At 51.0% G+C, this 21946-nt stretch carries 18 protein-coding genes and 2 pseudogenes; 11 read left to right on the top strand and 9 right to left on the bottom strand.

From position 1 onward, the window contains the following. Nucleotides 1-150: 150 nt before the first annotated feature. From serS to Q0277_RS04835, 5 genes are all read left to right on the top strand, one after another. The gene (gene serS, locus Q0277_RS04855) at nt 151-1401 is read left to right on the top strand and encodes a serine--tRNA ligase (protein WP_297996121.1); all 1251 of its coding nucleotides are present in this window, start codon (nt 151-153) and stop codon (nt 1399-1401) included. Between the two features lie 7 nt (nt 1402-1408). Then, the gene (locus tag Q0277_RS04850; RefSeq protein ID WP_297996119.1) at nt 1409-2134 is read left to right on the top strand and encodes a pentapeptide repeat-containing protein; all 726 of its coding nucleotides are present in this window, start codon (nt 1409-1411) and stop codon (nt 2132-2134) included. Next, nucleotides 2131-3741: a ribosome silencing factor gene (gene rsfS / locus Q0277_RS04845; RefSeq protein WP_297996117.1), complete on the top strand. Its 1611-nt coding sequence runs from the start codon at nt 2131-2133 to the stop codon at nt 3739-3741. Before Q0277_RS04850 ends, rsfS begins: the two co-directional genes overlap by 4 nt. A gap of 9 nt (nt 3742-3750) precedes the next feature. Further along, a complete protein-coding gene (locus Q0277_RS04840; protein ID WP_297996115.1) occupies nt 3751-5118 on the top strand; it encodes a sodium-dependent transporter in 1368 nt (455 codons plus the stop codon). Between the two features lie 426 nt (nt 5119-5544). Further along, nucleotides 5545-6126 carry a LysE family translocator gene (locus Q0277_RS04835; protein WP_297996113.1) on the top strand — a complete coding sequence of 194 codons (582 nt, stop codon included), beginning with the start codon at nt 5545-5547 and terminating at the stop codon, nt 6124-6126. A gap of 348 nt (nt 6127-6474) precedes the next feature. Here the strand turns inward: Q0277_RS04835 and sodB are convergent, their stop codons facing one another. Further along, nucleotides 6475-7098, bottom strand: coding sequence for a superoxide dismutase [Fe] (gene sodB, locus Q0277_RS04830; protein ID WP_297996108.1), 624 nt, complete (start codon nt 7096-7098; stop codon nt 6475-6477). A 504-nt stretch (nt 7099-7602) separates the two neighbouring features. Between sodB and ribH the strand changes: the two genes are divergently transcribed. The 5 genes and pseudogenes from ribH (at nt 7603) to Q0277_RS04805 (ending at nt 12087) form a co-directional block, all read left to right on the top strand. Next, nucleotides 7603-8073, top strand: a complete 471-nt coding sequence (gene ribH, locus Q0277_RS04825) for a 6,7-dimethyl-8-ribityllumazine synthase (protein ID WP_295152917.1) — start codon at nt 7603-7605, stop codon at nt 8071-8073. A gap of 1 nt (nt 8074) precedes the next feature. Next, nucleotides 8075-8449: pseudogene (nusB, locus tag Q0277_RS04820) on the top strand (transcription antitermination factor NusB); the annotation flags it as partial. Between the two features lie 641 nt (nt 8450-9090). Further along, nucleotides 9091-9777 (top strand): orotidine-5'-phosphate decarboxylase, encoded by a 687-nt coding sequence (gene pyrF / locus Q0277_RS04815; RefSeq protein WP_366517326.1) that lies wholly within the window; start codon nt 9091-9093, stop codon nt 9775-9777. A gap of 636 nt (nt 9778-10413) precedes the next feature. Next, nucleotides 10414-10653: pseudogene (locus tag Q0277_RS04810) on the top strand (helix-hairpin-helix domain-containing protein); the annotation flags it as partial. Nucleotides 10654-11229: 576 nt separating this feature from the next. Continuing rightward, nucleotides 11230-12087, top strand: coding sequence for a DUF3108 domain-containing protein (locus Q0277_RS04805; protein ID WP_297996106.1), 858 nt, complete (start codon nt 11230-11232; stop codon nt 12085-12087). Between the two features lie 143 nt (nt 12088-12230). Here the strand turns inward: Q0277_RS04805 and Q0277_RS04800 are convergent, their stop codons facing one another. The 4 genes from Q0277_RS04800 to thiH form a co-directional block, all read right to left on the bottom strand. Further along, a complete protein-coding gene (locus Q0277_RS04800; RefSeq protein WP_297996104.1) occupies nt 12231-13070 on the bottom strand; it encodes a hypothetical protein in 840 nt (279 codons plus the stop codon). Between the two features lie 338 nt (nt 13071-13408). Next, on the bottom strand, nt 13409-14488 hold the full coding sequence (locus Q0277_RS04795; protein ID WP_297996103.1) for a thiamine phosphate synthase: 1080 nt from the start codon (nt 14486-14488) through the stop codon (nt 13409-13411). Next, nucleotides 14482-15171: a hypothetical protein gene (locus tag Q0277_RS04790; protein ID WP_297996101.1), complete on the bottom strand. Its 690-nt coding sequence runs from the start codon at nt 15169-15171 to the stop codon at nt 14482-14484. The genes Q0277_RS04795 and Q0277_RS04790 overlap by 7 nt, the downstream gene beginning before the upstream one ends. After that, nucleotides 15164-16297 (bottom strand): 2-iminoacetate synthase ThiH, encoded by a 1134-nt coding sequence (gene thiH, locus Q0277_RS04785; protein ID WP_297996098.1) that lies wholly within the window; start codon nt 16295-16297, stop codon nt 15164-15166. The genes Q0277_RS04790 and thiH overlap by 8 nt, the downstream gene beginning before the upstream one ends. 218 nt (nt 16298-16515) lie before the next feature. Here thiH and Q0277_RS04780 point away from each other — a divergent pair, with 218 nt between their 5' ends. Then, a complete protein-coding gene (locus Q0277_RS04780) occupies nt 16516-17133 on the top strand; it encodes a tetratricopeptide repeat protein (RefSeq protein WP_291939819.1) in 618 nt (205 codons plus the stop codon). Between the two features lie 302 nt (nt 17134-17435). Here the strand turns inward: Q0277_RS04780 and Q0277_RS04775 are convergent, their stop codons facing one another. From Q0277_RS04775 to Q0277_RS04760, 4 genes are all read right to left on the bottom strand, one after another. Continuing rightward, a complete protein-coding gene (locus tag Q0277_RS04775) occupies nt 17436-18197 on the bottom strand; it encodes a thiazole synthase (RefSeq protein ID WP_297996096.1) in 762 nt (253 codons plus the stop codon). A gap of 428 nt (nt 18198-18625) precedes the next feature. Further along, on the bottom strand, nt 18626-19420 hold the full coding sequence (gene thiF, locus Q0277_RS04770; RefSeq protein WP_297996094.1) for a sulfur carrier protein ThiS adenylyltransferase ThiF: 795 nt from the start codon (nt 19418-19420) through the stop codon (nt 18626-18628). Between the two features lie 1247 nt (nt 19421-20667). Further along, nucleotides 20668-20871: a sulfur carrier protein ThiS gene (thiS, locus tag Q0277_RS04765; protein ID WP_297996092.1), complete on the bottom strand. Its 204-nt coding sequence runs from the start codon at nt 20869-20871 to the stop codon at nt 20668-20670. Continuing rightward, the coding region (locus tag Q0277_RS04760) for an ABC-F family ATP-binding cassette domain-containing protein (RefSeq protein WP_297996089.1) at nt 20864-21946 on the bottom strand (1083 nt) is incomplete at its 5' end. The genes Q0277_RS04760 and thiS, both read right to left, overlap by 8 nt.

Below are 21946 nucleotides of genomic sequence, written 5' to 3'. Positions count from 1 at the left end.
TTGCCTTCATGTAATACCTTTCATAATAAAATATTACGGAATTGTATCACTTTTTTTCATCCGTATTGCTTAAATGTGGGTTTATTTTGAGTATTTAAAGCAAACTTTAGTTAAAATGTCGCAATTTAAATTACCAAAAAGAGGCAGAAAATGATAAATTTAAAACTTATCGAGACGAATTTCGACGAATTTAATAAAAAACTCATCGCCAAAAAAGTCCCGCCGCAAACCCTGCAAACGCTGCTAGATGCCTACAACGAGCTAAAATCTAAAAAGACGGAGCTGGAAAACCTCCAAGCCGTGCAAAATGCAAAGAGCAGGGAGCTTGGCCTCACCGCGCGCGAGGGCAAAGACGTAGGCGCGCTAAAATCTCAGCTTGAGGAAAACAAGCAAAAGATCCAAAGCCTAAGCGAGCTAGTAAACGAGCGCGAGCAGAGCCTAGAAGCGATCGCCGCGTGCGTGCCGAATATCATCGACGACGACGTGCCGATCGGTGCGGACGAGAACGAAAACGTCTGTATCAAAAAGGTGCTTGATCCGCGCACGTTCGACTTCGCGCCCAAGCAGCACTTCGAGCTCGGCGAGGCGCTGGGATGGCTTGATTTCGAGCGCGGCGTAAAACTCAGCGGCAGTCGCTTCACCGCGATTCGCGGGCTGGGCGCAAAACTGAATATGGCTCTCATCAATTACATGATCGAATTTAATAACTCGCGCGGCTTCGAGCTCGTAAATATGCCGTTTTTGGTGCGTGATCAGATCCTCTACGGCACGGGTCAGCTGCCTAAATTTAAAGACGACCTCTACCGCGTTGACGACGAGGAGCAAAACCTCTACCTGATCCCTACGAGTGAGGTTACGGCGACGAATCTCTTCAATGATGAAATTTTACGCAGCGAGGAGCTACCGATCAAGCTCACCAGCTACAGCCACTGCTTTCGCAAAGAGGCGGGCTCGGCGGGGCGCGATACGCGCGGCATGATCCGCCAGCATCAGTTCGAAAAGGTTGAGCTCGTCGCCATCACGCGCCCAGAGGATAGCGCAAAGATGCTTGAAGAGATGATTTCATGCGCGAGCGATCTGCTAGCTAGCCTTGGCCTTCCGCACAGACACATGCTGCTTTGCAGCGGCGATCTGGGCTTTAGCGCCGCAAAGACCGTGGATTTGGAGGTTTGGCTGCCGGGGCAGAACCAATACAGAGAGATCAGCTCGATCAGCAACTGTCGCGATTTTCAGGCGCGTAGAGCCAAGATCCGCTTCAAAGACGGCAAGAAAAACAGCCTCGTTCACACGCTAAACGGCTCCTCGCTCGCGGTCGGTCGCACGCTGATCGCGGTGATGGAAAACTACCAGCGCAAGGACGGCAGCATCGAAATCCCGCGCGTTTTAGAAAAATATATGTAGGCGGCCCGTGAGAAAGCCTTACAAAAACCCAAATTCTAACGCCCGCTTCGTAGCCGCTGGATTTTGCGCGGAAAAATTTAGAAAGCGCGGCGTTGAATTTTTTGCGCTGCAAAACGCAGGATTTTTCGCAACAAAATTTGGTAGCACGAAATTTTGCAGCGCAGAGCCTAGGGCGCGCGATGCCGCGCTTGGCGGTTTTAAATTTCGCAATGAAAAATTTCATGGCGCAAAATTTGCAACCTGCGGAACAGAATTTTTAAAGACAAACTTTCGTAGCGCGGAATTATGCAAATCGAAATTTAAGGTGCGCGGTTTTAAATTTTACAAAGCAAGATTGCGCGAGACCGGTTTTTTAGATCGCGCAGCGAAATTTTATGCGGCTAAATTTCACGGCACGAAATTTATCGAGATGAAGTCCCGGACGCCAAATTTAGAACTTAAAATGAAATTTAACGCAGCAAAATTCGACTGGGTAAAATTCCGCGATGGCGCGCTTTTAAAATTTGCCGCCGCAAAGGGGCTGCGACGCGGTCTTAGCCTTTGCACCGCTGCGCCTTTTAAATTTACCGCGCCGCAAAATACGGGATTTTTTGCAACAAAATTCGGCGAAGCGGAATTTTGCGGCGTAAAATTTCATAAAGCAAGATTGCGGCGCGCAAGATTTTACGGCGCAGAATTTGCGGCAAAGGGCGAGAAATTTCGCGGCGCGGAGCGGCGCGGAGCGGACGCGTGAAGATCGCGCTTTTCGGCGGCAGTTTCGATCCGCCACACGCAGGACACGATGCCGCGGTAAAGGCGATCTTATCTGGCCTAAAGCCTGATTTGTTGGTCATAATGCCGTCGTTTCTAAACCCGTTTAAAAAGAGCTTTTCGGCGCCGCCGCAGCTGCGGCTTAGATGGTGCCGCGCGCTGTGGAGCGATGCCCCGCATGTGGAGGTGAGCGATTATGAAATTTTGCAAAATGTGCCGGTACCCACGATACAAAGCGTGAAATTTCTGCTCGAAAAATACGGCAAAATCGCGGCGGAGGCGGCAGCCTCGACGAGCGAAACCCCGACAGCCGTAACGGATAGGGCTTTACCTAACGGCGCAAATATTGCGAATAAAATTTCTGCCGGTGCTCATATTTCGGGCAGCGCGGGCAAAATTTTGCCCGGCAAGGCGGATAGGGTTTTGTCGTACGGCATAGCTAAAATTTCAAGCGACGATGCCTGCACCGCCGATATTACGGACGGGACTAGCATCCCCGCTAACGCAAAAAACGAAGCTCTGCAAGGCGGAATAGCGGATCAAATTTCGATTGGTAGCAAAAGCGAAATGGACGGAATTTCACAAAGTAACGCGGGCAGCGAGGACGGCGCGAGTAAAATCCAAAACGCAGATAAAATTTCAAATGCGAGCGAAATTTTAAACGCAAAAAACCGCGAAATTCCAAGTAGCATAGCGAGCGAGAGTTCGGATGCGGATGAAATTTCGGGCGCGAATAAAATTCCAAGCGGTAGTGCAAACGACGTATGCAATGTAAGCGGTAGCGCAAATGAAACAAACGGCATGGGTAGAGCAAATAACGTAAGCAGCGCAAGTAAAGCAAATGATAACGCAAACGGCACGAATAATATGAACGGCGCAGGCCAAGCAAACAACGCAAGCGATGCGAGCGGCATAAGCGACATAAATGATACGAACGACGCGCATAGCGCAGGCAACGCAGTAAATTGCATAGGTAGCACAGGCGGCGCAGATATAGTCTCAAAGCTCTACATCGTCGTGGGTGCCGACAACCTATCGGAGCTTCACAAATGGCGCGATTTTAGCGAGCTGCAGAAATTAGCGGAGTTTGTCGTGCTTACGAGGCCCGGCTACGAGATCCCGCGGCAGTGGGCGGCTCTAAGGCGCATCGAGATTGCCGTAGATGCGAGCTCAAGCGGTTTTAGGCGAGATTTCAAAGGCGAAATCCCGCCCAAGATCGCAGCAGAGGTCATAAAATTTTATAAAAGGAAAGATATGCAAGATCCAAAGCAAAGGGCGGAGCGGATCGCCGAAATTTTAAATGAAAAGAAAGCCGAAGACGTCCAGATCATCGATATGGAGGGGCGCGAATACATCGCGAAATTCGTAGTTATCGCCACTATGCTGACCGCCCGCCACGCAGCCTCGCTCATCGAGGAGCTAAAAAGCGTGCTCAAGCCGCTCGGCGAGGAGTTTTTGGCTATCGAAAGCGGAGATGAATGGAGCGTCGTCGATCTCGGCGACATCATAGTCCATCTCATCAGCGAGGCTTACCGCGCCAAATACAATATCGAGGATTTCCTCGACAAGCTCAAAAAAGAGCAATTTTAAGGAGGGAGCGTGCCGAGACAGACCTGGAGCAGCAAGCTCACATATATCTTAACCGTCGCAGGCGCCACGATCGGCTTTGGCTGCACGTGGAGGTTTCCGTATCTAGTCGGGCAAAACGGCGGCGGCGCCTACGTGCTCATATTTTGCATCGCGATGATCGTACTTGGAATCCCGATGATCTTGGTAGAAAACGTCATCGGACGCCGTGCGCTAAGAAACTGCGTCGATGCCTTTGCAGCGCCCAAAAAGGACGGCTCGCGCATAAAGCCGGCATGGAAAATCGTAGGCATCATGGGCGTAATCGGCGCGTTTGGAATTTTGGCCTACTATATGGTCCTTGGCGGCTGGGTGCTAACCTACATCGTAAACATCGTAAGCGGCAACTTCGACCTCTCCGCGCGGATCACCGATCCCGCATTTACGCAGAAATTCTACGCAGATCACATCGAAAACAGCCCGCTTAGCGTCGGAGCTTACACGATCGTTTTCATAGCGATCAACTGGTATATTTTGAAAAACGGCATCATCGAGGGGATCGAAAAATTCGTAAAATTTCTAATGCCCGCACTATTTTTGTGCTTCATCGCGGTGATCCTCACAAATTTAACGCTGGAAGGCGCAAAGGAAGGCGTGAAATTTTACCTCAGCGTTGATTTTGCAAAGATCACGCCTAAGCTTTTGATCGACGTTTTGGGACAGGTCTTTTTCGCGCTCTCGCTCGGATTCGGCGTGATGATCACGCTATCAAGCTTCCTCAATAAAGACGAGAAGCTGATGCAAACGGCTACCATCACCGCAGTCGTAAACACCCTCATCGCCGTGCTTGCGGGCTTTATGATCTTCCCGTCGCTTTTTAGCGCGGGGCTTGAGCCGAGCAGCGGCTCGTCGTTAGTTTTTAAGAGCCTGCCGATCGCGTTTTCGCACATGCCGTTCGGCAACGCCGTCGCGGTGGTCTTTCTCTCGATCCTGCTCATCGCCGCGCTTACGACGTCAATCACGATCTATCAGGTCATCATAAATTTCGTCGAGGAGCGCTTCGGCTTTTCAACGCTCAAGGCGGTAAATTTAACGCTCGGCGGCGTCTTCGTGCTCGGCAACTTACCCTGCATACTCTCAAGCAGCGTGCTTGCGAACGTTAAAATTCTGGGGCGCTCGGTTTTTGACGCCTTCGATTTCGTAAGTGCGAACGTATTTTTCGTGCTAACGGCGCTTCTGTGCTGCATTTATGTGGGCTGGGTGCTGAAAAAGGACGCGATCTACGAGCTCACCAACGAAGGCGATTTGAGCGCGAGGCTCGCGGGAGTTTGGTTTTTATATGTCAAATTTGTCCTGCCGCTTATCATCGCGGTGATCTTTGTGTGCGGGATTTTCGGCTAAATTTAAAGCCGCGAGAGTTTTAAATTTTAAATTTACCCGCGGCGGTGCGGTAGAATTTTAAAATTTCATTCGCTCTGTTACACACACTGCGGCGTGAGTTTTTACGCGGTGTAGTGCGCTGCAGCTATAATATAAATTTAGCGCAGGCGTAGCCTGCCCCTTGTAAAGCGTCGTCGGGGGTTAGGTGGGGTTTGGGGCGAGCATAGCGATACAGTGCGCGGAAGCAGCGCCGCCTCTGCGAGAAGTGCGACCTCGCAACCGAGGTCCCTTCCCACCCCAAAAAAGCTTGGGGGCGGCGCGGCGGAATTTTAAAATTTTATTCTCCTCAACGCAGCGTGTTAAATTTTAGAATTTTAAAATCTATCGCAGCGGCGCCGTATCGCGAGAGATAAAATTTAAAATTTAGCTGCAATTTAGGGGTTTGAAATGCTTCTATTTTTTCTTACGATCTTCCCGATATCGCTGATGCCGGGCATCAACATGACCTACGCGCTAAATCTCGGCATCTCGCGCGGCTATCTTAGGGCGCTGCCCGCGCTACTCGCGCAGGTGCTAGGCGTCGCAGCCGTGGCGCTTGCGTGTATATTCGGCGTCGCGGGCATTCTGCTTGCGCACCCTGCGGCGCTTAGCGCGATTAAAATTTTAGGCGGCGCGTATATCTTCTATCTGGGCGTCGCGACTTTTTTAGCGCGCGGAAATTTCAAGCTGCAAAAACAGAAGTGCAGCGAAAATATCTTCTTCCAAGGCCTCGTAGTCGCGGTCTCAAACCCCAAGGCGTGGATATTTTTTACCGCGCTCTTTCCGCCATTTTTGGATGCGGGCAATCTTTTCGGCGCGCGCACTTTCGCCCTCGTCGCCACGCTGTGCACCAGCGAAAGTATATGCCTTAGCATCTACGCGCTGGGCGGAGCGGTGCTAAAAAATCTGCTGAAAACCCACCTGAAATACCTCGAAATTTTCTGCTCGGTGCTGATGTGCGCGATCGGGCTGTGGATGATTTTGGGTTAAATTTTGATTGGACTTGGCGCCCGGGTTTTGATGAAATTTTAAATTTAAAAGATAGATTGAAAAGCGGTATTGCTGCGACTAAATCTCAAGAAAAGCCCTAAAATTTAGCCGCTAGCTTTGAATTAAAATTTTAAGCGATCGGTGGCATGCAGCAAGCGCCGCGGCGGCTACCTCTGCAGCGGGCCTGCGTCTATAGCAAATCCACGGTGCGTCTAAGCGATTTGCTGGCGGCGGTTATCGTCTGCAGCGGATCCGCGTCCGTAGCGAACTCACAGCGAATCGGCGGCGCGTTTAGGCGGTTTTGCTTTATGTAGCATCGCCGTGCCGCGTGCGCTTAAATTTTAAAATTTAATCTCTGCCGTGAAGCTCATCGATGTAGAATTTCACCGAGCCGAGACCCTCTTTTTTCGCCCATTCATAGGCGCTTGAGACGAACTCCCAGTTGATGCCTGCGTAGAATTTCTCCAGATATTTCGGGCGCGCATTGTACTCGTCGATGTAATACGCGTGCTCCCAAACGTCCACGACTAGAAGCGGCACGAGCCCTTCGGTCACCGGCGTGGCGGCATTTTGGGTCGCTTTAATGCAAAGCTTGCCCGATTTCGGATCGTAAGCGAGCCACACCCAGCCCGAGCCGAAATGCGCCGTAGCAGCAGCCAAAAACTCGCCTTTAAAATCCGCAAAATTTTCCGCTAGTGCCGATTTTAGCTCCGCGGAAGCCTCGCTAGGCTTTGCGATGCAATCCCAGTAAAAATCGTGGTTGTAAACCTGCGCTGCGTTGTTGAAAAGCCCGCCGCTAGCGGCCGTTACGATCTCGTAAAGCCCCTTGCCCGCAAACTCACCCGATTCGGTAAGTTTATTTAAATTTGCCACGTAGGTCGCGTGGTGCTTGCCGTGGTGATAATCACAGGTTTGCTTGCTTACGACCGCGTTGTGCGCCGCATCGAACGGCAACTCTCTAAGTTTAAACATCTTTCTCTCCTTGAAATGAATTTTGAAGCGATTATAGCCTAAAATTTCTAAACGAATAATAAAATTTATTATTTAGGATTAATTTTAAGATGAATTTCAATCTAAGCCGTCGCAATCACGCTTTAAATTTAAAATTTAAGCGGTTTATTAACGCCAAAGCTTTCTTTTATCCTCATCGGAGCGCTTTTTATGTGCGACCGGGCGTACGGGGCTTAAGCGCGCTGCCGGTACGCACGAGCGGCTATTTACCGTCATCTGCGTGATTGCGAACTTTTTATATTTATGCTTGCTTTTAATACATAGCGCGGCGCTCGCATACGTCTTATACGCGGGATCGGCACGATCGGTGCCGTGACCTTAGGCATATTCGTTCGCTGCGAGAAAATTTCTGCGCGCAAAGCGCCTGTTATTTCTCATAATTTCAAGCGCCGCGATGCTGAAATTAATTTAGAATTTTGGCGAATTTAGCTAAGCTTAGCGCTAAATTTAACGCAAAGGAAAATCATGAAAATCATCGAAGGCTCGCTTGCTCTTAAGGGCAGCGAAAAGATCCTAATCATCAACGCCCGCTTCAACCACATCATCACCGATCGCCTAGTCGAGGGGGCGCACGATGCGTTTTTGCGACACGGCGGCAAGGAGGAAAATTTAAGCCTGATGCTGGTACCGGGCGCTTTTGAGATCCCGCTAGCGCTTGAAAAGGCGCTAAGCTCCAAGCTCTACGACGCCGTCGTCTGCCTAGGCGCGGTGATCCGCGGCTCTACACCGCATTTTGACTACGTAAGCGCCGAGGTAAGCAAGGGTATCGCAAACACTATGCTAAAATACGGCGCACCCGTGACTTTCGGCGTGCTGACTACCGATAATATCGAGCAGGCGATCGAGCGAGCAGGCTCAAAGGCCGGTAACAAGGGCTTTGAAGCAATGAGCGGCGCGATCGAGCTTCTAAGTCTATTTCGCAACATAAAGGCGTAAAATGGCCACCAGACACCAAGCCAGGCTTGCTGCGATCTCGCTGCTTTACTCCCGGGATATGAACGGCGGCGGCGAGGACTTTGCGGACGAATATCTGGAAGAAAAGCGTATTCGCAACGAGCAGCGCAACTGGACGCTGGCGCTTCTGCGCGGCGCTAGCGAAAATCTCGCCGCGGTCGATACGCTGATAGATGAAAATTTAAAGGAATTCAAACTCGCCGAAATTTCGGCTCTGGAGCGCGCGATACTGCGGCTCGGGGCGTATGAGTTGCGCTTTACGGACACCGACGCGGGCATCGTCATCAACGAAGCGATCAACTCCGCCAAGGAGCTTGGCATCTCGCCAAGATTTATAAACGGCGTGCTGGATGCGCTAAAAGATAGCCCCGTGAACATCGAGGCGGATAAAATTTCCAAGCCGAATACGGTAGGCGTAAATTCCGAGCTATCCACGGCGACAAGCGAAAATTTCAAGCCCACTGCGGCGGAAAGCTCCGCCGTTTCGGACAGCTATGATACGGCGAAAAATTTCATCCCCGCAGGCGCGGACGGCGAGACAAAAAATTTTACGAGAGCAAAGAGGGGCGGCGCGCCGAAAAATTCTACGGCGAGCAGAAGTAGACCGTCTAAAAAGCCCGCTAATTTGAAAACTCGCAGCGCATCCGCAAAAAAATCCGTCGCGGGAAAAAAATTTAAAACGGAGGGAAATTTCAAGACCGGAGATAAATTTAAGACGGAGAAAACGGGCAAAAATTTCAAAACGGGCGAGCGAGGTAAAAATTTTAAGGCAGGCGAACGAGGCAAAGACGCCGCGCCGAAAAAAGAGAGCGCGGATAGAAATTTCAGAGTCGGCAAAAGCACAGCGCCGAAAAAGGGCGCTGCGGGTAAAAATACTGCGCCGAAAAGTAGGGCTGGGCGCAAAAGCTCTATCGCGCCGAAAAAATCTGCGGGCGGCAGAGGCGCCCTCTCAAAAAGGCCTGCGGGCAGCAAAGGCGCGGTACGCGGCAAGGATAAGCAGTGAAGCTCTGCGTCGCGCTTGATCTGGGCTCGAGGCAGCAGTGTTTGCAGCTGGCGGAGCAGCTGGCGGACTTTTCGGATAAAATTTGGCTCAAAGTTGGGCTGCGAGCATATTTGCGCGACGGAGCGGGATTCGTTGAGGAGCTAAAAAAGCTCGGAAATTTTAAAATTTTTCTCGATCTAAAGCTCTACGACATCCCAAACACGATGGCAGACGCCGCCGAGGAGATCGCAAAGCTCGGCGTAGATATGATAAACGTGCACGCAAGCAGCGGCAAGCGCGCGATGAGCGCGGTGATGCAGCGGCTAAACAAGCTTAATTCGCGCCCGCTAGTGATCGCGGTTTCTGCGCTAACGAGCTTTGATCAGACGGAATTTAGCGCGGTTTACGAGCAAAATTTAAGCGACGCCGTGCGCAAATTTAGCGTGATGAGCTACGAAGCGGGGCTTGACGGCATGGTCTGCTCGGCGTTCGAGAGCCGCCTGATAAAGGACGCCACGAGCGCAAATTTTATCACGCTCTGCCCGGGCGTAAGGCCGTTTGGCGAGAGCACGGCAGATCAAAAGCGAGTAGCGGATCTGGGCGTCGCGCGCGAGGCGGAGGCTGATTTTATAGTAGTCGGTAGGCCGATCTATCAAAGCGCCGATCCGTGCGAGATTTGCGAGCGAATTTTAGATCAAATTTAGCGCCGAAGCTTGCGTAAAATTGATGCAAAATCATTTTAAGCATGGTTTCCGCGCGCAAGAAATTTTAATCAAAATGCGTACAAAGGCGGCTCGGATGACGTCGAAGCGTCGTCGTCATCTTTTTTACAAAATCCGTTGGAGTTTGAAACGTAGGAACTTTGTCGATAGCCGCCGTATGGTTAGCATGTAAATTTGCTCTGTTGGAGCTTGAAACTCGCGGTAAAGTATAGCGCTTCGACTACAACCGGTTCAAATTTACCCGTTAGAGTTCGAAACAAACGCATCAGATTTTTGCATTTAGCGCAAGGCGGAAGCGTAAATTTACTCCGTTGGGGATTAAAAATGTTTAAACTTTGCCGCGCCCAAGCTCCCTGCTAGCTTGCGGATAAAATTTCCGATAATGAGCGCGGCGACGGGCGTCTTAGCACTAAAAGAGGCGCGTATAAGCGCAGCGGCGACCCGGCGGCGAGGTAAAATTTTAAAATTTTTCGCACCGCGTGGATAAAATTCTAAAATTTGCCTCGCACGAGTGAAATTTTGAAATTCCGCACTTTCAAGGGGTTTTAAAATTTCATCCAAATAGCGAGCGGAGCGAAATTTGAATAAAGATTGGAGTAAAATTTAAGTAAAGGTGCGAGCGATTTTAAGAAAATCCCCTATGTCGGCGAGGCGACAGAGGCCGATCTGCTGGCGCTGGGCTACACTGACATCGCTTCTCTAAAGGGCGCGGATCCGGACGAGATGTATGAACGCACAAAGGCGCTCGGACGCGGCAGCGACAGGTGCATCCTCTACGTTTACCGCATGGTTCGCTACTACGCAAATACGCCCCGTCCTGACAAAGCCAAACTGAAATGGTGGCTTTGGAAGGATTAAATTTACGAATTTGACCCGTGCGAGCCGTTTAAATTTGAGCGGATTTACTAACGACCGACGCGGCTGCATTTGCAGCACGAAACGACGCCTCACGGAAGTGCAAGCTAGCAAGCGCAACGAACGGCGCAAATTTTAAGCGCGAGCTTTATGTGCGGCGCAAAGAACGTAAATTTTACAGGCGCGGTGAATCGGCTAGTGTAAAGTACAAACATAGCCGCAATATGAAATTTTGATTTTATTCACAGGCGCGCTTTGCGATGAAGCGGCCTGCACGAAATATAAAATCGCTCCGATTTCTGGCAAGCGCGCGCCGAGCCGTATATACATCGTAAATATAAAAGCGGCGACAGTCGGTGTCTTTAGGCGCACACGGCGCGGCCTTTCACGACGGCAAGGAGCGGCGGCTGATATTTAATCGCGCTATGGAGAAAATGAAATAGGCGGCGCGAGTTTTGCTTTTTATGGTAAATTTTACAAACGCGGCGCAGATTTTCGCGCGAGCTTTACGAGCAGCGAAGAGCGTAAATTTAACGGGCGCCGTATGATGGGGCGCCGAAAAGCGGAAGGACGATAAGGATGAAATTTTTTGCTACTTTGATTTTGTGCGCGAGTGCGCTTTTTGGTGAGACGATCAGCGCGAAATATGAGATTTCGTTCGGCGTTTTCGGCGCGGTCGGCAGCGCAAATACGCGACTCGTGCGCGAGGGCGATCGCTACGAGATCGTAATGGACGCCGTTGCGCAGGGCGTCGCGGGCAGCCTAAGCGGGCAAAGGCGCGAAAGCTTCCGCTCAAAGGGGCGCGTCGTGGCGGAACTTTTGGTCCCCGATCTCTACGTCCACGAGGTCTCGCGCAAAAAAGGCAAAACGACGAAAAACGAGCGCAAAATCTACGCCTTCGACTACGCGCGCAAAACGATAAAATTTCAAAAGCTCAAGGGCACGGGCGGCGAGCTACAGCTCGTAAGCGACGAAATTCTGCCCTATTTTGCGACGAACGACCTGCTGAGTTTGTTTTTCAATTTCTCTAAAATCCCGCACTCGGGCGATAAATTTTTCGTCCGAGCCGCAGGCGCAAAGAGCGCCGACGGAAGGATCGACATTCAAATACCGCGCGGAAGCGCCGCTGCAAATATCGCGAGCGAGCTTGGCGTCGCGCCGCCTAGCGAGACGGATGCCAACTCCGGCGCAGTGGCAAGCGCAAGCTCTAGCGGAGCAGACACGAAAACCGGCACAACGGACGCAAATTTTAAAGGGCGCGGCGCGGGCGCAGATAAGCAGGCTGCAGCGATTTACGTGGTTTTCATCAACCAGCCGATATTTTCGAGCAGCCGAGGCGAGCTGCACCTGAGCCTAAACGAACGCGGTTACGCCGATCGCGCCGTTTTGAAGGACGTGCTGCTCTTCGGTGACATCCGCGCGCGGCTCGTGGAATGAGACTTCGTAAATTTACGAGGTAAAATTTTGTTCAAATTTATCCCTGCTCGCTTCAAACGTCATCGTTTTCATGTCGCCGAAAAAGGGCAAATTTAATCGATCATAATTTAAGATAAATTTCAAATAGAGTCCGCTTTTATGATCTATACAAAAATTTGCGGCGGGATTTTATCTAAATTTTTTCCTATTTTTAGTAGAAAATAGGTCTTTAATTCCCTGTATTCTTTGCTGCTTAGAAACGAAGCCTCTATAAAAGAACTTTTGTCATATATCAATATGCTGTCATTTATAATATCAAAGCCTAGCCCGTTAAAAAGCCTATATAGCAATAAAGGAAAGAAGCTAATAGATATAATTACCGCAAAAATTATCCAAAAATTTTTCTCCCTTCCGTCTATCACTACCGCTACGAAAAAAACTAAAAGCAAGTATATAAAAGCAAATAGCAGCATAAAGCATTTTGTCTTTTTTGATATTTCGGGATATGACGGCCCCGTGGTTCGTTTAATACAAGCTATATCTGAAATTTTGGTCTCATATAAAACGGCTTCCGTCTTTTTAGAGTATAGGGTTATATCGTCATTTTTAAAGCATATATAGCACTTTCCGAAATTTGAAAATTTATTTAATGCTCTGAGTGAAAAACAGCAATCCAGCAAAACGAGAAATAAAATTTGCTGGGCGGAAAATTTACCGCATATCGCCATCAATATCGTAGTAATGATATAAATCGCGCCGATGATAGCATTTAAAATTATAGCGTGATCTTTTATGATTATCGGCTCTTTGTCGTAATCACGAGTTTTAGCGCCCCGTGATGAAATACCACCCGGGTTTAAATTTTGAAATTTTATCTCATCTTTTGAGTTTAAATTCATGTCGTTTAAATTTCTATCTCGGAAATTTGCGCCGCAAAGATGATCGGGTTGCGATTCGGGGTCTGTTTGATTAAAATTCGCATTTTTAAAGCTTTTACTACTCAAATTTGCATCGTTTAAATTTAATGATCTGCGATCCGTTGCATCGCTTAAATCCGCATCGTCAAAGATGTCAGCGCTAGCGCCTTTTCAAAGCTTTTGCTTGAAAGTCCGACGTCGTTCGTTTAGAGGCTTTTTAGATTCCTCAAGCAGCACTTTATCCAAAAAATATCCTTAAGCTTAAACGCTCGTATTTTATAATTTCAGGCTTAAATCGCAATAAATCGCGCCCATTTCGTGAGCTTTTGATTTTATTAAAATATGTGTTTTTGTGTCGCACCGCATGCAGCGCAATGACGGCGGCAAGGCGCGGCAAAAGAAACGGACCATATTTTCGGATCGATTCATTTCTTAAATTTTCTTATGAAATCGCTCGCGTCCCACGTCGCCATCGCTGAGCTCATAACAGCGATCCTGTCGGTTCCCGCGCGTAGGACGGAAGCGAAATTGCGCGGCGTTATGCCGCCCAGCGCATAGATTTCGCCCGCGAAAAACTCCCGCACGGCGCGGATCAAATTTAGCCCCCTCGGCGCTAGCCCCGCCTTGCAATCGGTCGCAAAGATGTGGCTCAGGCAGATCGCGCTCGCGCCCAGCTCCAGCGCCTCGCGCGCCTCCGCCTCGCTGTGGCAGGAAGCGACCAGTTTTTTGAAATTTGCGCGCAAAAACTCCGCGCCGCGCGCCGCGCTGAAGCTCCGCAAAACCCCGAGCGGCAGCCATAAATTTCTCTCGCCCGCCCGCAGCGCAAAATCTGCAAAATTATGCACAAAGATCGCGGGCAGGTGCCTTGCCCTCTCTGCGCTCTGCGAGTTCCCCGCGTTTTTTGCACTATGCACATCATTCGCATTTTCTGTACTTTGCGCACCCTGCATACTTTCCGCATTTACTGCGCTCCATGCGATCTCAACCGTGGGTTTTGTTTCGCTTGCGGCGCCGGTAAAATTTTCAGACGAAATTTCATCTAAAACGCAAACGGAATTTTTAGGCTGTGTCTCATCTGTAGCGACACCGTGCTTGTGGGCCGCATCCGCGCAAAGCTCGCTCCTGCCGCCGCCCAAATGGAGCTTTTTTGGAGAAACTTCGTCTGCGCCGCGCTTGCAGAGCAAAATTTTATCCGCGTAGGCCGCGCTTACGTCTAATCCGTTCGCAAAAGCTTGGGTTTCACTAAATTTAGCGGTACGAGCTTCATTCGCAAAAATTCCGACCGCACGGGCTTTATCCGCACAAAACCCGCTCTCGCAGGCATTTAAAATTTTACCAAACAGCGCCGCGTAAGCTTTCTCGCTCAGGTCTTTTTCGCGCACGACGATCTCGCCTACGCCCGCCGCGGCAAGATCCGCTATGCGCGCGAGCAGCGCCGCCTCACCGCCGCAGAGCGCGCGGTTCGTAATGATCGTAATGCGCGAAGCAAGCTCTAAATCTAGCATGTGCCCGCTCCTTTAAACTCAACATCCGTGCGTGGCGCCGCGCTAAAATTTAAAATTTCGCCTGCGATGCTAGGGATTAAAATTTTACTTGCTAGGGCGAGCGCCGAAATCCCCGCCGTCACGCCATATTTCAAAATTTCGCCCGCCGAAACAAGGTCTAAAATTTCCGCCGCAGCGCTAAGGCTCAAAGCGTTCGCCCAGCTCCTCGATTTTAGCGACCTTGCGTTGCCGCTGCATAAGAACCCAAAGCTCGCGCCGTTTTTAAATTTAAAATTTACGTCACCCGCGGGCTCGAAATTTGCGCTACCTTTAAATTTTAAATCCTCGTATGTGTTCCTAGGCCTCAAATTTACACGCGCATTTTTGAGTCCAAAATTCCTAACGCCCGCTAACGCGGTGCCTAAAATTTTATTATCCGCCATAACGCCATAAATTTTATCGCGGCGTGCAGCACTGCAAAACTCAGCACCATATTTTGCGCTACGAATTTTGCTGCGTCTAGCGGCACCAAATCTGCCCGCAAGTAACGCACCGCAAATCTCGCCTCTTAAAAAGGCATTGCAAATTTTACCCATGCGAGCGCAGAATTTCGCCGCATAAAATTCTAAAAATTTCGCCGCCGAAGCAAGCCTCTCGTGCTGAAGTTTCGCGGCGCAAGCTCGCATATCCGCGCTTTTAGACATAGATATACTCACTCATCAGCGGCTGCAGCCCGTCTGCGCGGATCGCCTCGCAGACCTCGCTTACGCTGCGCGCGTCGCTGATCTCAAACTGCTCGTCGCCCCTCTGCTCGCTGTGCCCGCCGATACCCACGCTTACGCCCGCCGAAATTTTACTTGCCGCGATCCTGATCGCATTATCGCGGAAGCCCGCTCTCTCGCGCGTGGAGATCGTGATTTGCGCACTTGGCAGCAGCAGCCGATACGCGCACATCACCTGCAGTAGCTCGCGCTCGCCGACGTCTTTCGGGTTTATTTTGTCGTTGTTGATGATCGGGCGCAGGCGCGGCACCGAAAAGGAGGTCTCGGCGCGCGGGTACTTGCGCTGAAGCAGCCACGCGTGCACACCCGTGGCAAAGGCATCGCGGCGGAAGTCTCCGAGCCCCAAAAGCGCCGCAAAGCCCACGCCGCGCATACCGCCTCTAATCGCGCGCTCTTGAGCTGCGAAGCGATACGCAAAAACCCGCTTGTTGCCCGCAAGATGCAGCTGCGCGTAGCGCGCGGGGTCGTAGGTTTCTTGAAAAACGGTAACGAAATCGACGCCGCAAGCGTGCAGATAGGCGTAATCAGCGGAGTTTAGCGGATAAATTTCGACGCCGATTACCTTAAAATACTGCCGCGCGAGCTCGCAGGCGCGCCCGATGTAGCGCACGGGGCTGTTTTTCTCGCTCTCGCCCGTGAGGATCAAAATTTCCTCCAGCCCGCTCGCCGCTATCGCCTCAAACTCCGCCTTTAGCTGCGCCTCATCGAGCCTTGCGCGCGCGATTTTGTTTTTGCAGTTAAAGCCGCAGTAAACGCACAGATTGTCGCAGTAGTTTGAAATGTAAATCGGCGTGAAAACGGCGATGTTGCTGCCAAAATGCGCCGCCTTCTCGCGCGCTGCAGCTTGCGCGATCTGCTCCAAATGCTCGCCTGCGCGCACGCTTAGTAGCGCGGCAAAATCGCGCAGACTTCTATTTTTCGCGCCGATCGCCCTTTGCACGTCAGCCTCGCTCGCCTCCTCGCAAAAGCCCTCGCGCAGAGCAAGCGTGTGCTCCATCATCTCGCTTCCGATATCCTCCATGCCCGCTAAATAGCCGATCCCCATCATCTTTAAATTTTCCTTTTAAATTTTCATTTAAATTCCACACGGCACATTTTTGCGTGTAAATTTAGGCGTCGCAAAGTTTCTTTTCGTTTGGTTTAGAAGCGCATTTTAGCAGGATTTCGGTAAAAAATTTTAAAACGGAGCGCCCCGTTCGCATTTTAAATTTTAGTGATTATTAAAAGATGAAAGAATATACTTTCGTAAAATTTTAAGGAGAAGTAATGAAAAAAATCATCTTAGGTTTAGCCCTGTTGGGCTCTTTGGCTTTTGGCATAACTTTTAGCAAAGAGCAAGTTAAACAATTTGAGCAAAATTGCGAAGCAGGTGATTTTGAGGCTTGCAGTTACGCCGGCGCTCTTTATAAAAATCCGACCTTGTTCGGGGGAAACGCATCCGATAGGGATTATAAAAAAGCACTTTACTACTTTAAAAAGGCTTGCGACGGAAACGATTATGTAGCTTGCTCGGATTTGGGAGCAATGTATCATGGTGGCAAAGGGGTGAAAAAAGATTATAAAAAGGCTGTCGAACTATTCGATAAAGCTTGCGACGGCGGATATGCAGACGGCTGCAACAATTTAGGTTATATGTATGCAAATGGTAAAGGGATTAAAATGGATATGACGCGGGCTATGGGATATGCCAGAAGAGCCTGCGATGCGGGAAGTTGGATGGCGTGCGGGAATTTTGCTTCAGTTCTTGAAGCAGGTGGCGACAGAGCAAGGGCGACACAATACTATCAAAAGGCCTGCGAAATGGGCAAAAAACACCCAGGGTTATTCGGCTACGATAAAGACTCTTTACGAGAATACTGCGATAAATACGACATGCTAAAATAGCCCGCCGATCAATCGGGTTTCTCTCGATCAGGCTACCTAGCCCGATTAAATTTTAAAATTTGATCGCCGAGCCTGCTGCGTGCTACGCCGCTGCCAAATTATACTTTTCGCCACTACACTTTAAGATGCCTAGCGAAATGCGGAATTTATATCGTTCGGCATAGGGCTTAACAAAGTGTGCTGAGATTTAACTCACATGGCGCAAAAACCTTGCGCGATATGTATCTATACAAACCCAAGAAATGCAAATTCGGCGCAAAAAACGCGGCTCACACAACCAGGCGCGTTTAAAATTTTAACCGCTATCTCAAAAATCCCGTTAGCGGCGAGCTTGCGCAGGCTGTCTTAGAAACGGCGCCGAGCCCCGCCAGATAGGCATCGCGCCCTGCCTGCACGCCGAGCGCAAACGCCCGCGCCATCAGCGCCAGATCCCCGCTCGTGGCGATCGCCGTATTTACCATCACCGCAGCGCAGCCCATCTGCATCGCCTCGCAGGCCTCGCTAGGCGCGCCGAGCCCCGCATCTACGATGATCGGCACGTCGATTTCGTCTAGCAAAATTTCGATCATCCCGCGCATCATCAGCCCGCGGTTGGAGCCGATCGGCGCGGCCAGAGGCATCACGGCGGCGGCTCCTGCGCTTACCAGATCACGAGCGACGCACAGATCGGCGTGCATGTAGACAAGCGGCACGAAGCCCTCGCGTGCCAGGACCTCGCAGGCCTTGATCGTCTCAGTGTTGTCGGGCAGAAGGTATTTGCTGTCGCCTATGATCTCGATCTTTACGAAGTCGCCGCAGCCTAGCTCGCGCGCGAGCCGTGCGATCCGCAGCGCCTCCTCGGCGTTTCGCGCGCCGCTGGTGTTCGGCAGCAGCGTGACGCCGCGGGGGATGAAATCCAAGATATTGCGGCTCTTGCTTTCGTTTACGCGGCGCAGCGCAAGCGTGACGATCTCGCAGCCCGCGTGCCGCACGCAGGCGTCGATCATCGCGTGATCGAACTTGCCAGAGCCCATTATCAGGCGCGAGCTAAACTCCTTGCCGCCTAAGATCAGTTTATCGTCCATTCTATCCTCTTTAGTTTAAATTTTATTTTCGCATACGGCGCAAATAGCGCAATATCAGTGCTTGCGCGGCGCATTATACACAGCGCGAGATTACGGCACAGATTGCGCGCCCTGCTTCTATACGCCGTTTTACACGCTGCACGACGCCGTATCGAGGCTCTAAAATTTCCCGTCAAATTTTATGTCGCAGACAGACAGCGTAAAATTTCAAAGTGCTGTTTAAAATTTTATGCCGGAGCGCAGTTTTAAATTTATACGACGCGGCTAAATTTGCTCGGCGCGCGGTAAATTTCATACCGTTTTTAAACGCGCCGTATATCGCCGAAACACCCTCTGCTTCTCAAAATGATCGCGCGAGGCTTAAATTTAGCGGCAATGCACAAAGGCGCGTAAATTTAGAAATGCAGGCGCGCGATGAGCGGCCAGGCCTAGCCCTCCTCGCCCAAAATCAGCCTAAGCGCGACGTTTGCCTGATGTGCGGCGCAGATCGCCACGCGCGGCGCGAGCAGTCCCACGCCCTGAGCCGCGGCGCTTTTGCAGTCGCCGCAGACAAAGACGTTTTTGCCGAGCCGCGTCGTGCGGATCTCGTTGCCGCCGCCGCTGCCAGCCATACCGCTAGCGCAGATCAAAAAGCGATCCGTGCCGCCGAGCGCATCGAAAATCATCGCTTTCGCCGCCGCGTCGTCGAAGCACTCGCAAATTATACGCTCGTTTTTTAAAATTTCGGCTACGTTTTGCGCGGTAAGTCGCTCGTTTAAGGTTTGCACGCGTACGAACGGGTTTATGCGCGCGATTTTTTCGCGCAGAGCGGCCGTTTTGGGCTTGTAAAGATCGCTGATCTCGTACTGCTGGCGGTTGAGGTTGGTCGGCTCGACGACGTCAAAGTCGATCAAAAAGAGCTCGCCCACGCCTACGCGCGCAAGCAGGATCGCGACGTTTGAGCCGAGCCCGCCGAGCCCGCAGATCGCCACGCGCGAGCCTTGCAGCGCCTCATTTACGGCAGGGGCGTTGCGAGCAAGCATCAGCTCGCGAAGCTCCTGCGGCGCCAGATCAGCACCGCGGGCAAGCAAAAAGAGCTCGTCGCCCGCCTTCAGCTCGCAGTTTTGCTTGCTCGCATAGCCGTTTATCACGGCGATCTCACCGCTAAATTTAACCTCGCGCTTCAGCCCCTCAAGATCGCTCGCGCCCGTTTCGTAAGCTTTGCCGTTTAATTTTATCTGCATTTTGATCCTAAATTTTATCTTTTTGCGCGCCCGAGCCTCGCCGCGCGAGCTTCGACCCTGTGCCCTTCATTGCATCGTGTTAGATTGCAAATTTTAAGGATTTTACAACCTAGCAAAGTGCACAAATCGGCCGCTTCATCGGTCCACTTCGCACGGTAGCGGTTTATACTTACCGCAAAAGACCGATTCGCACCGCGATGAAGCTAAATTTAACGAGCGCGCCGCACTTGAGCTTAACGCAAGTGTGCTTCGTCTTGCGACTAGCGAAACGCTACGATCAATCGCGCGTAAACCCGAAGCAAGCCCAATCGATAAAATTTCAGCACCGTATCGCGTACTTTTGCTTCAGCCCATTTTAGCGCTCTTTAAAAAAATTTATCGTCCGTTATATAAATTTCACGGACGCAAGCCCCTTTTACCGCGCGCGTCGTGCGAGCGTTTTGCCTTATCGAATCGCGCTGTATGCGAAAAGCTCACGATGCGCCGCTATCCGCATACAGCGTGCGAATCAAATCTACTGAATTTCACAATCTCATCGCCAAATATTAGCTTAAACCTAAACGCGCGCAAGCCAAATCCGCTAAATTTAGCGCATTAACCCAACTTATCGGTTAAATTTAAAGTCGAGAAGCGCTAGAGTGATCCGCCGAATTTAAAAGCTGCTAAACGCCCGAACAAATCCGCGCTGCGGCTAAATTTAAAATTTTCAGCCGAACCGAACCAACGAAAAAGCGGTACGTCGCAGCATACGTCTTAGAGTGCACGACGGCAGAAATCCCGGGGTAAATTTTAAAACCTCGCGCCCAAAGCCCGCAACTTCGGCATAAATTTTAAAGCCATGCGCTCAAGCTTGTAGCGCCGACGCAGTTTTGAAACCCACACCCTGCAGCCGCAGCTGGCGACGCAAATTAACGTTCGGCTGCCGCAATAAAATTTAAACTCTATCGCCGCGGAGCGAATTTTAAAACTCCTGCGTTAGGCCGCCCGCAGCTCAATTCGCTTGCAAAATTTAAAAGCTCGCCGCAAGCGCCAGGCTACCGCGGCTTCCAATTTAAAAACCCAAACGCCGCTATGTCTCCGCTGCGTCTATTTATGCAGCTGCGACGCTACGCGCTTAAAATTTCAACGACGCGCGTGCAAATTTTAAGCCCCAGCCGCTGTGTCGCCGTATCGCTTAAATTTAGCAACTTCAGCGCGGATTTAAACCTCGGTCGCCATAATTTTTAACGCAATTCAAAGCCCCGACCTCAGCCGCCGCCTACGAACTCGACGATCTCATATTTTTTGCCGCTTGAGATCTGCGTGCGCTCCCACTCCTGCTTTTTTAAAATTTCGCCGTCGCGCTCGAGCGCTACTAGGCGCAGATCGTGTCCGCGCCGGCGCAAAAACTCGCTCACACTCATATCCTGCGCCAGCTGTAGCCGTTCGCCGTTTACGCAGATCTCAATCATCGCTCGCTCCCAAGCTCTCGCGATACTCCTCGTAAGTGCCCCTAAAATCGACGATTTCGCCGCCTCCTTTGAGGTGCAAAATTCTATTTGCAAACGCGTCGATGAGCTCGCGATCGTGGCTCACGCAGATCGCGCAGCCCGCGAAGTTATACAGCGCCTCGCCAAGCGCGATGATCGCCTCGAGATCAAGGTGGTTGTTGGGCTCGTCGAGCACTAGCAGGTTCGGGCGTTGCAGCATTAGCTTGCTTAGCATCACGCGGTGTTTCTCGCCGCCGCTTAGGCTGCCCACGCTTTTCTCCTGCTCCGCGCCGCTAAAAAGCATACGTCCAAGGCATTTGCGAATTTCATCCAGATCCCTATTTTGCGGGCTTTGCAGATATTCGTAGAGCTTGAGCTCGCCTGAAATTTTATTATTCGTATCCTGCGCGAAGTACCCGGGCTCGATCGTGGCGCCCATGTGCACCTTGCCGCTAAGAGGCGCGAGCTCGCCCATGATGATCTTGCAAAGCGTGCTTTTGCCCACGCCGTTTCGCCCGATGATGCCGATCTTATCGCCGTGAGCGAGCTTGAGATTAAAATTTTTCAAAATTTGAATCTCGCCGAAGCTCATATCCACGCCGCTTAGCTCCAAAATTTCATTACCGATCTCGCGCGCGGGCTTGAATAAAATGCTAGGCTCCCTGCGCGAAGAGGTCGCAAGCTCGCTAAGATCGAGCTTGTCGAGCTGTTTTTGGCGGCTCGTGGCCTGCTTTGCTTTGCTTGCGTTGGCGCTGAAACGAGCGATAAATTTTTCAAGCTCCGCCTTTTCTTTGAGCTTTTTCTCGCGTTCGAACTGCGCCTGTTTGAGGGTGAGATTGGACGCGATAAACCAGTCGTCGTAATTGCCGCTAAATTCGCGCACCCGCCTAAAATCAACGTCGAGGATGTCCGTGCAGACGCGGTTTAAAAAGTGGCGGTCGTGGCTGATGACCACGAGCGTGCCCGTGTGGCGATTTAGCTCAAACTCGAGCCACGAAATGGCGTCGATATCGAGGTTGTTCGTCGGTTCGTCCAAAAACAGCACGTCAGGGCGCGG

The organism is uncultured Campylobacter sp., from assembly GCF_938030815.1.
Lineage (GTDB): Bacteria > Campylobacterota > Campylobacteria > Campylobacterales > Campylobacteraceae > Campylobacter_B.
This window is presented reverse-complemented; position numbering and strand designations above follow the sequence as displayed.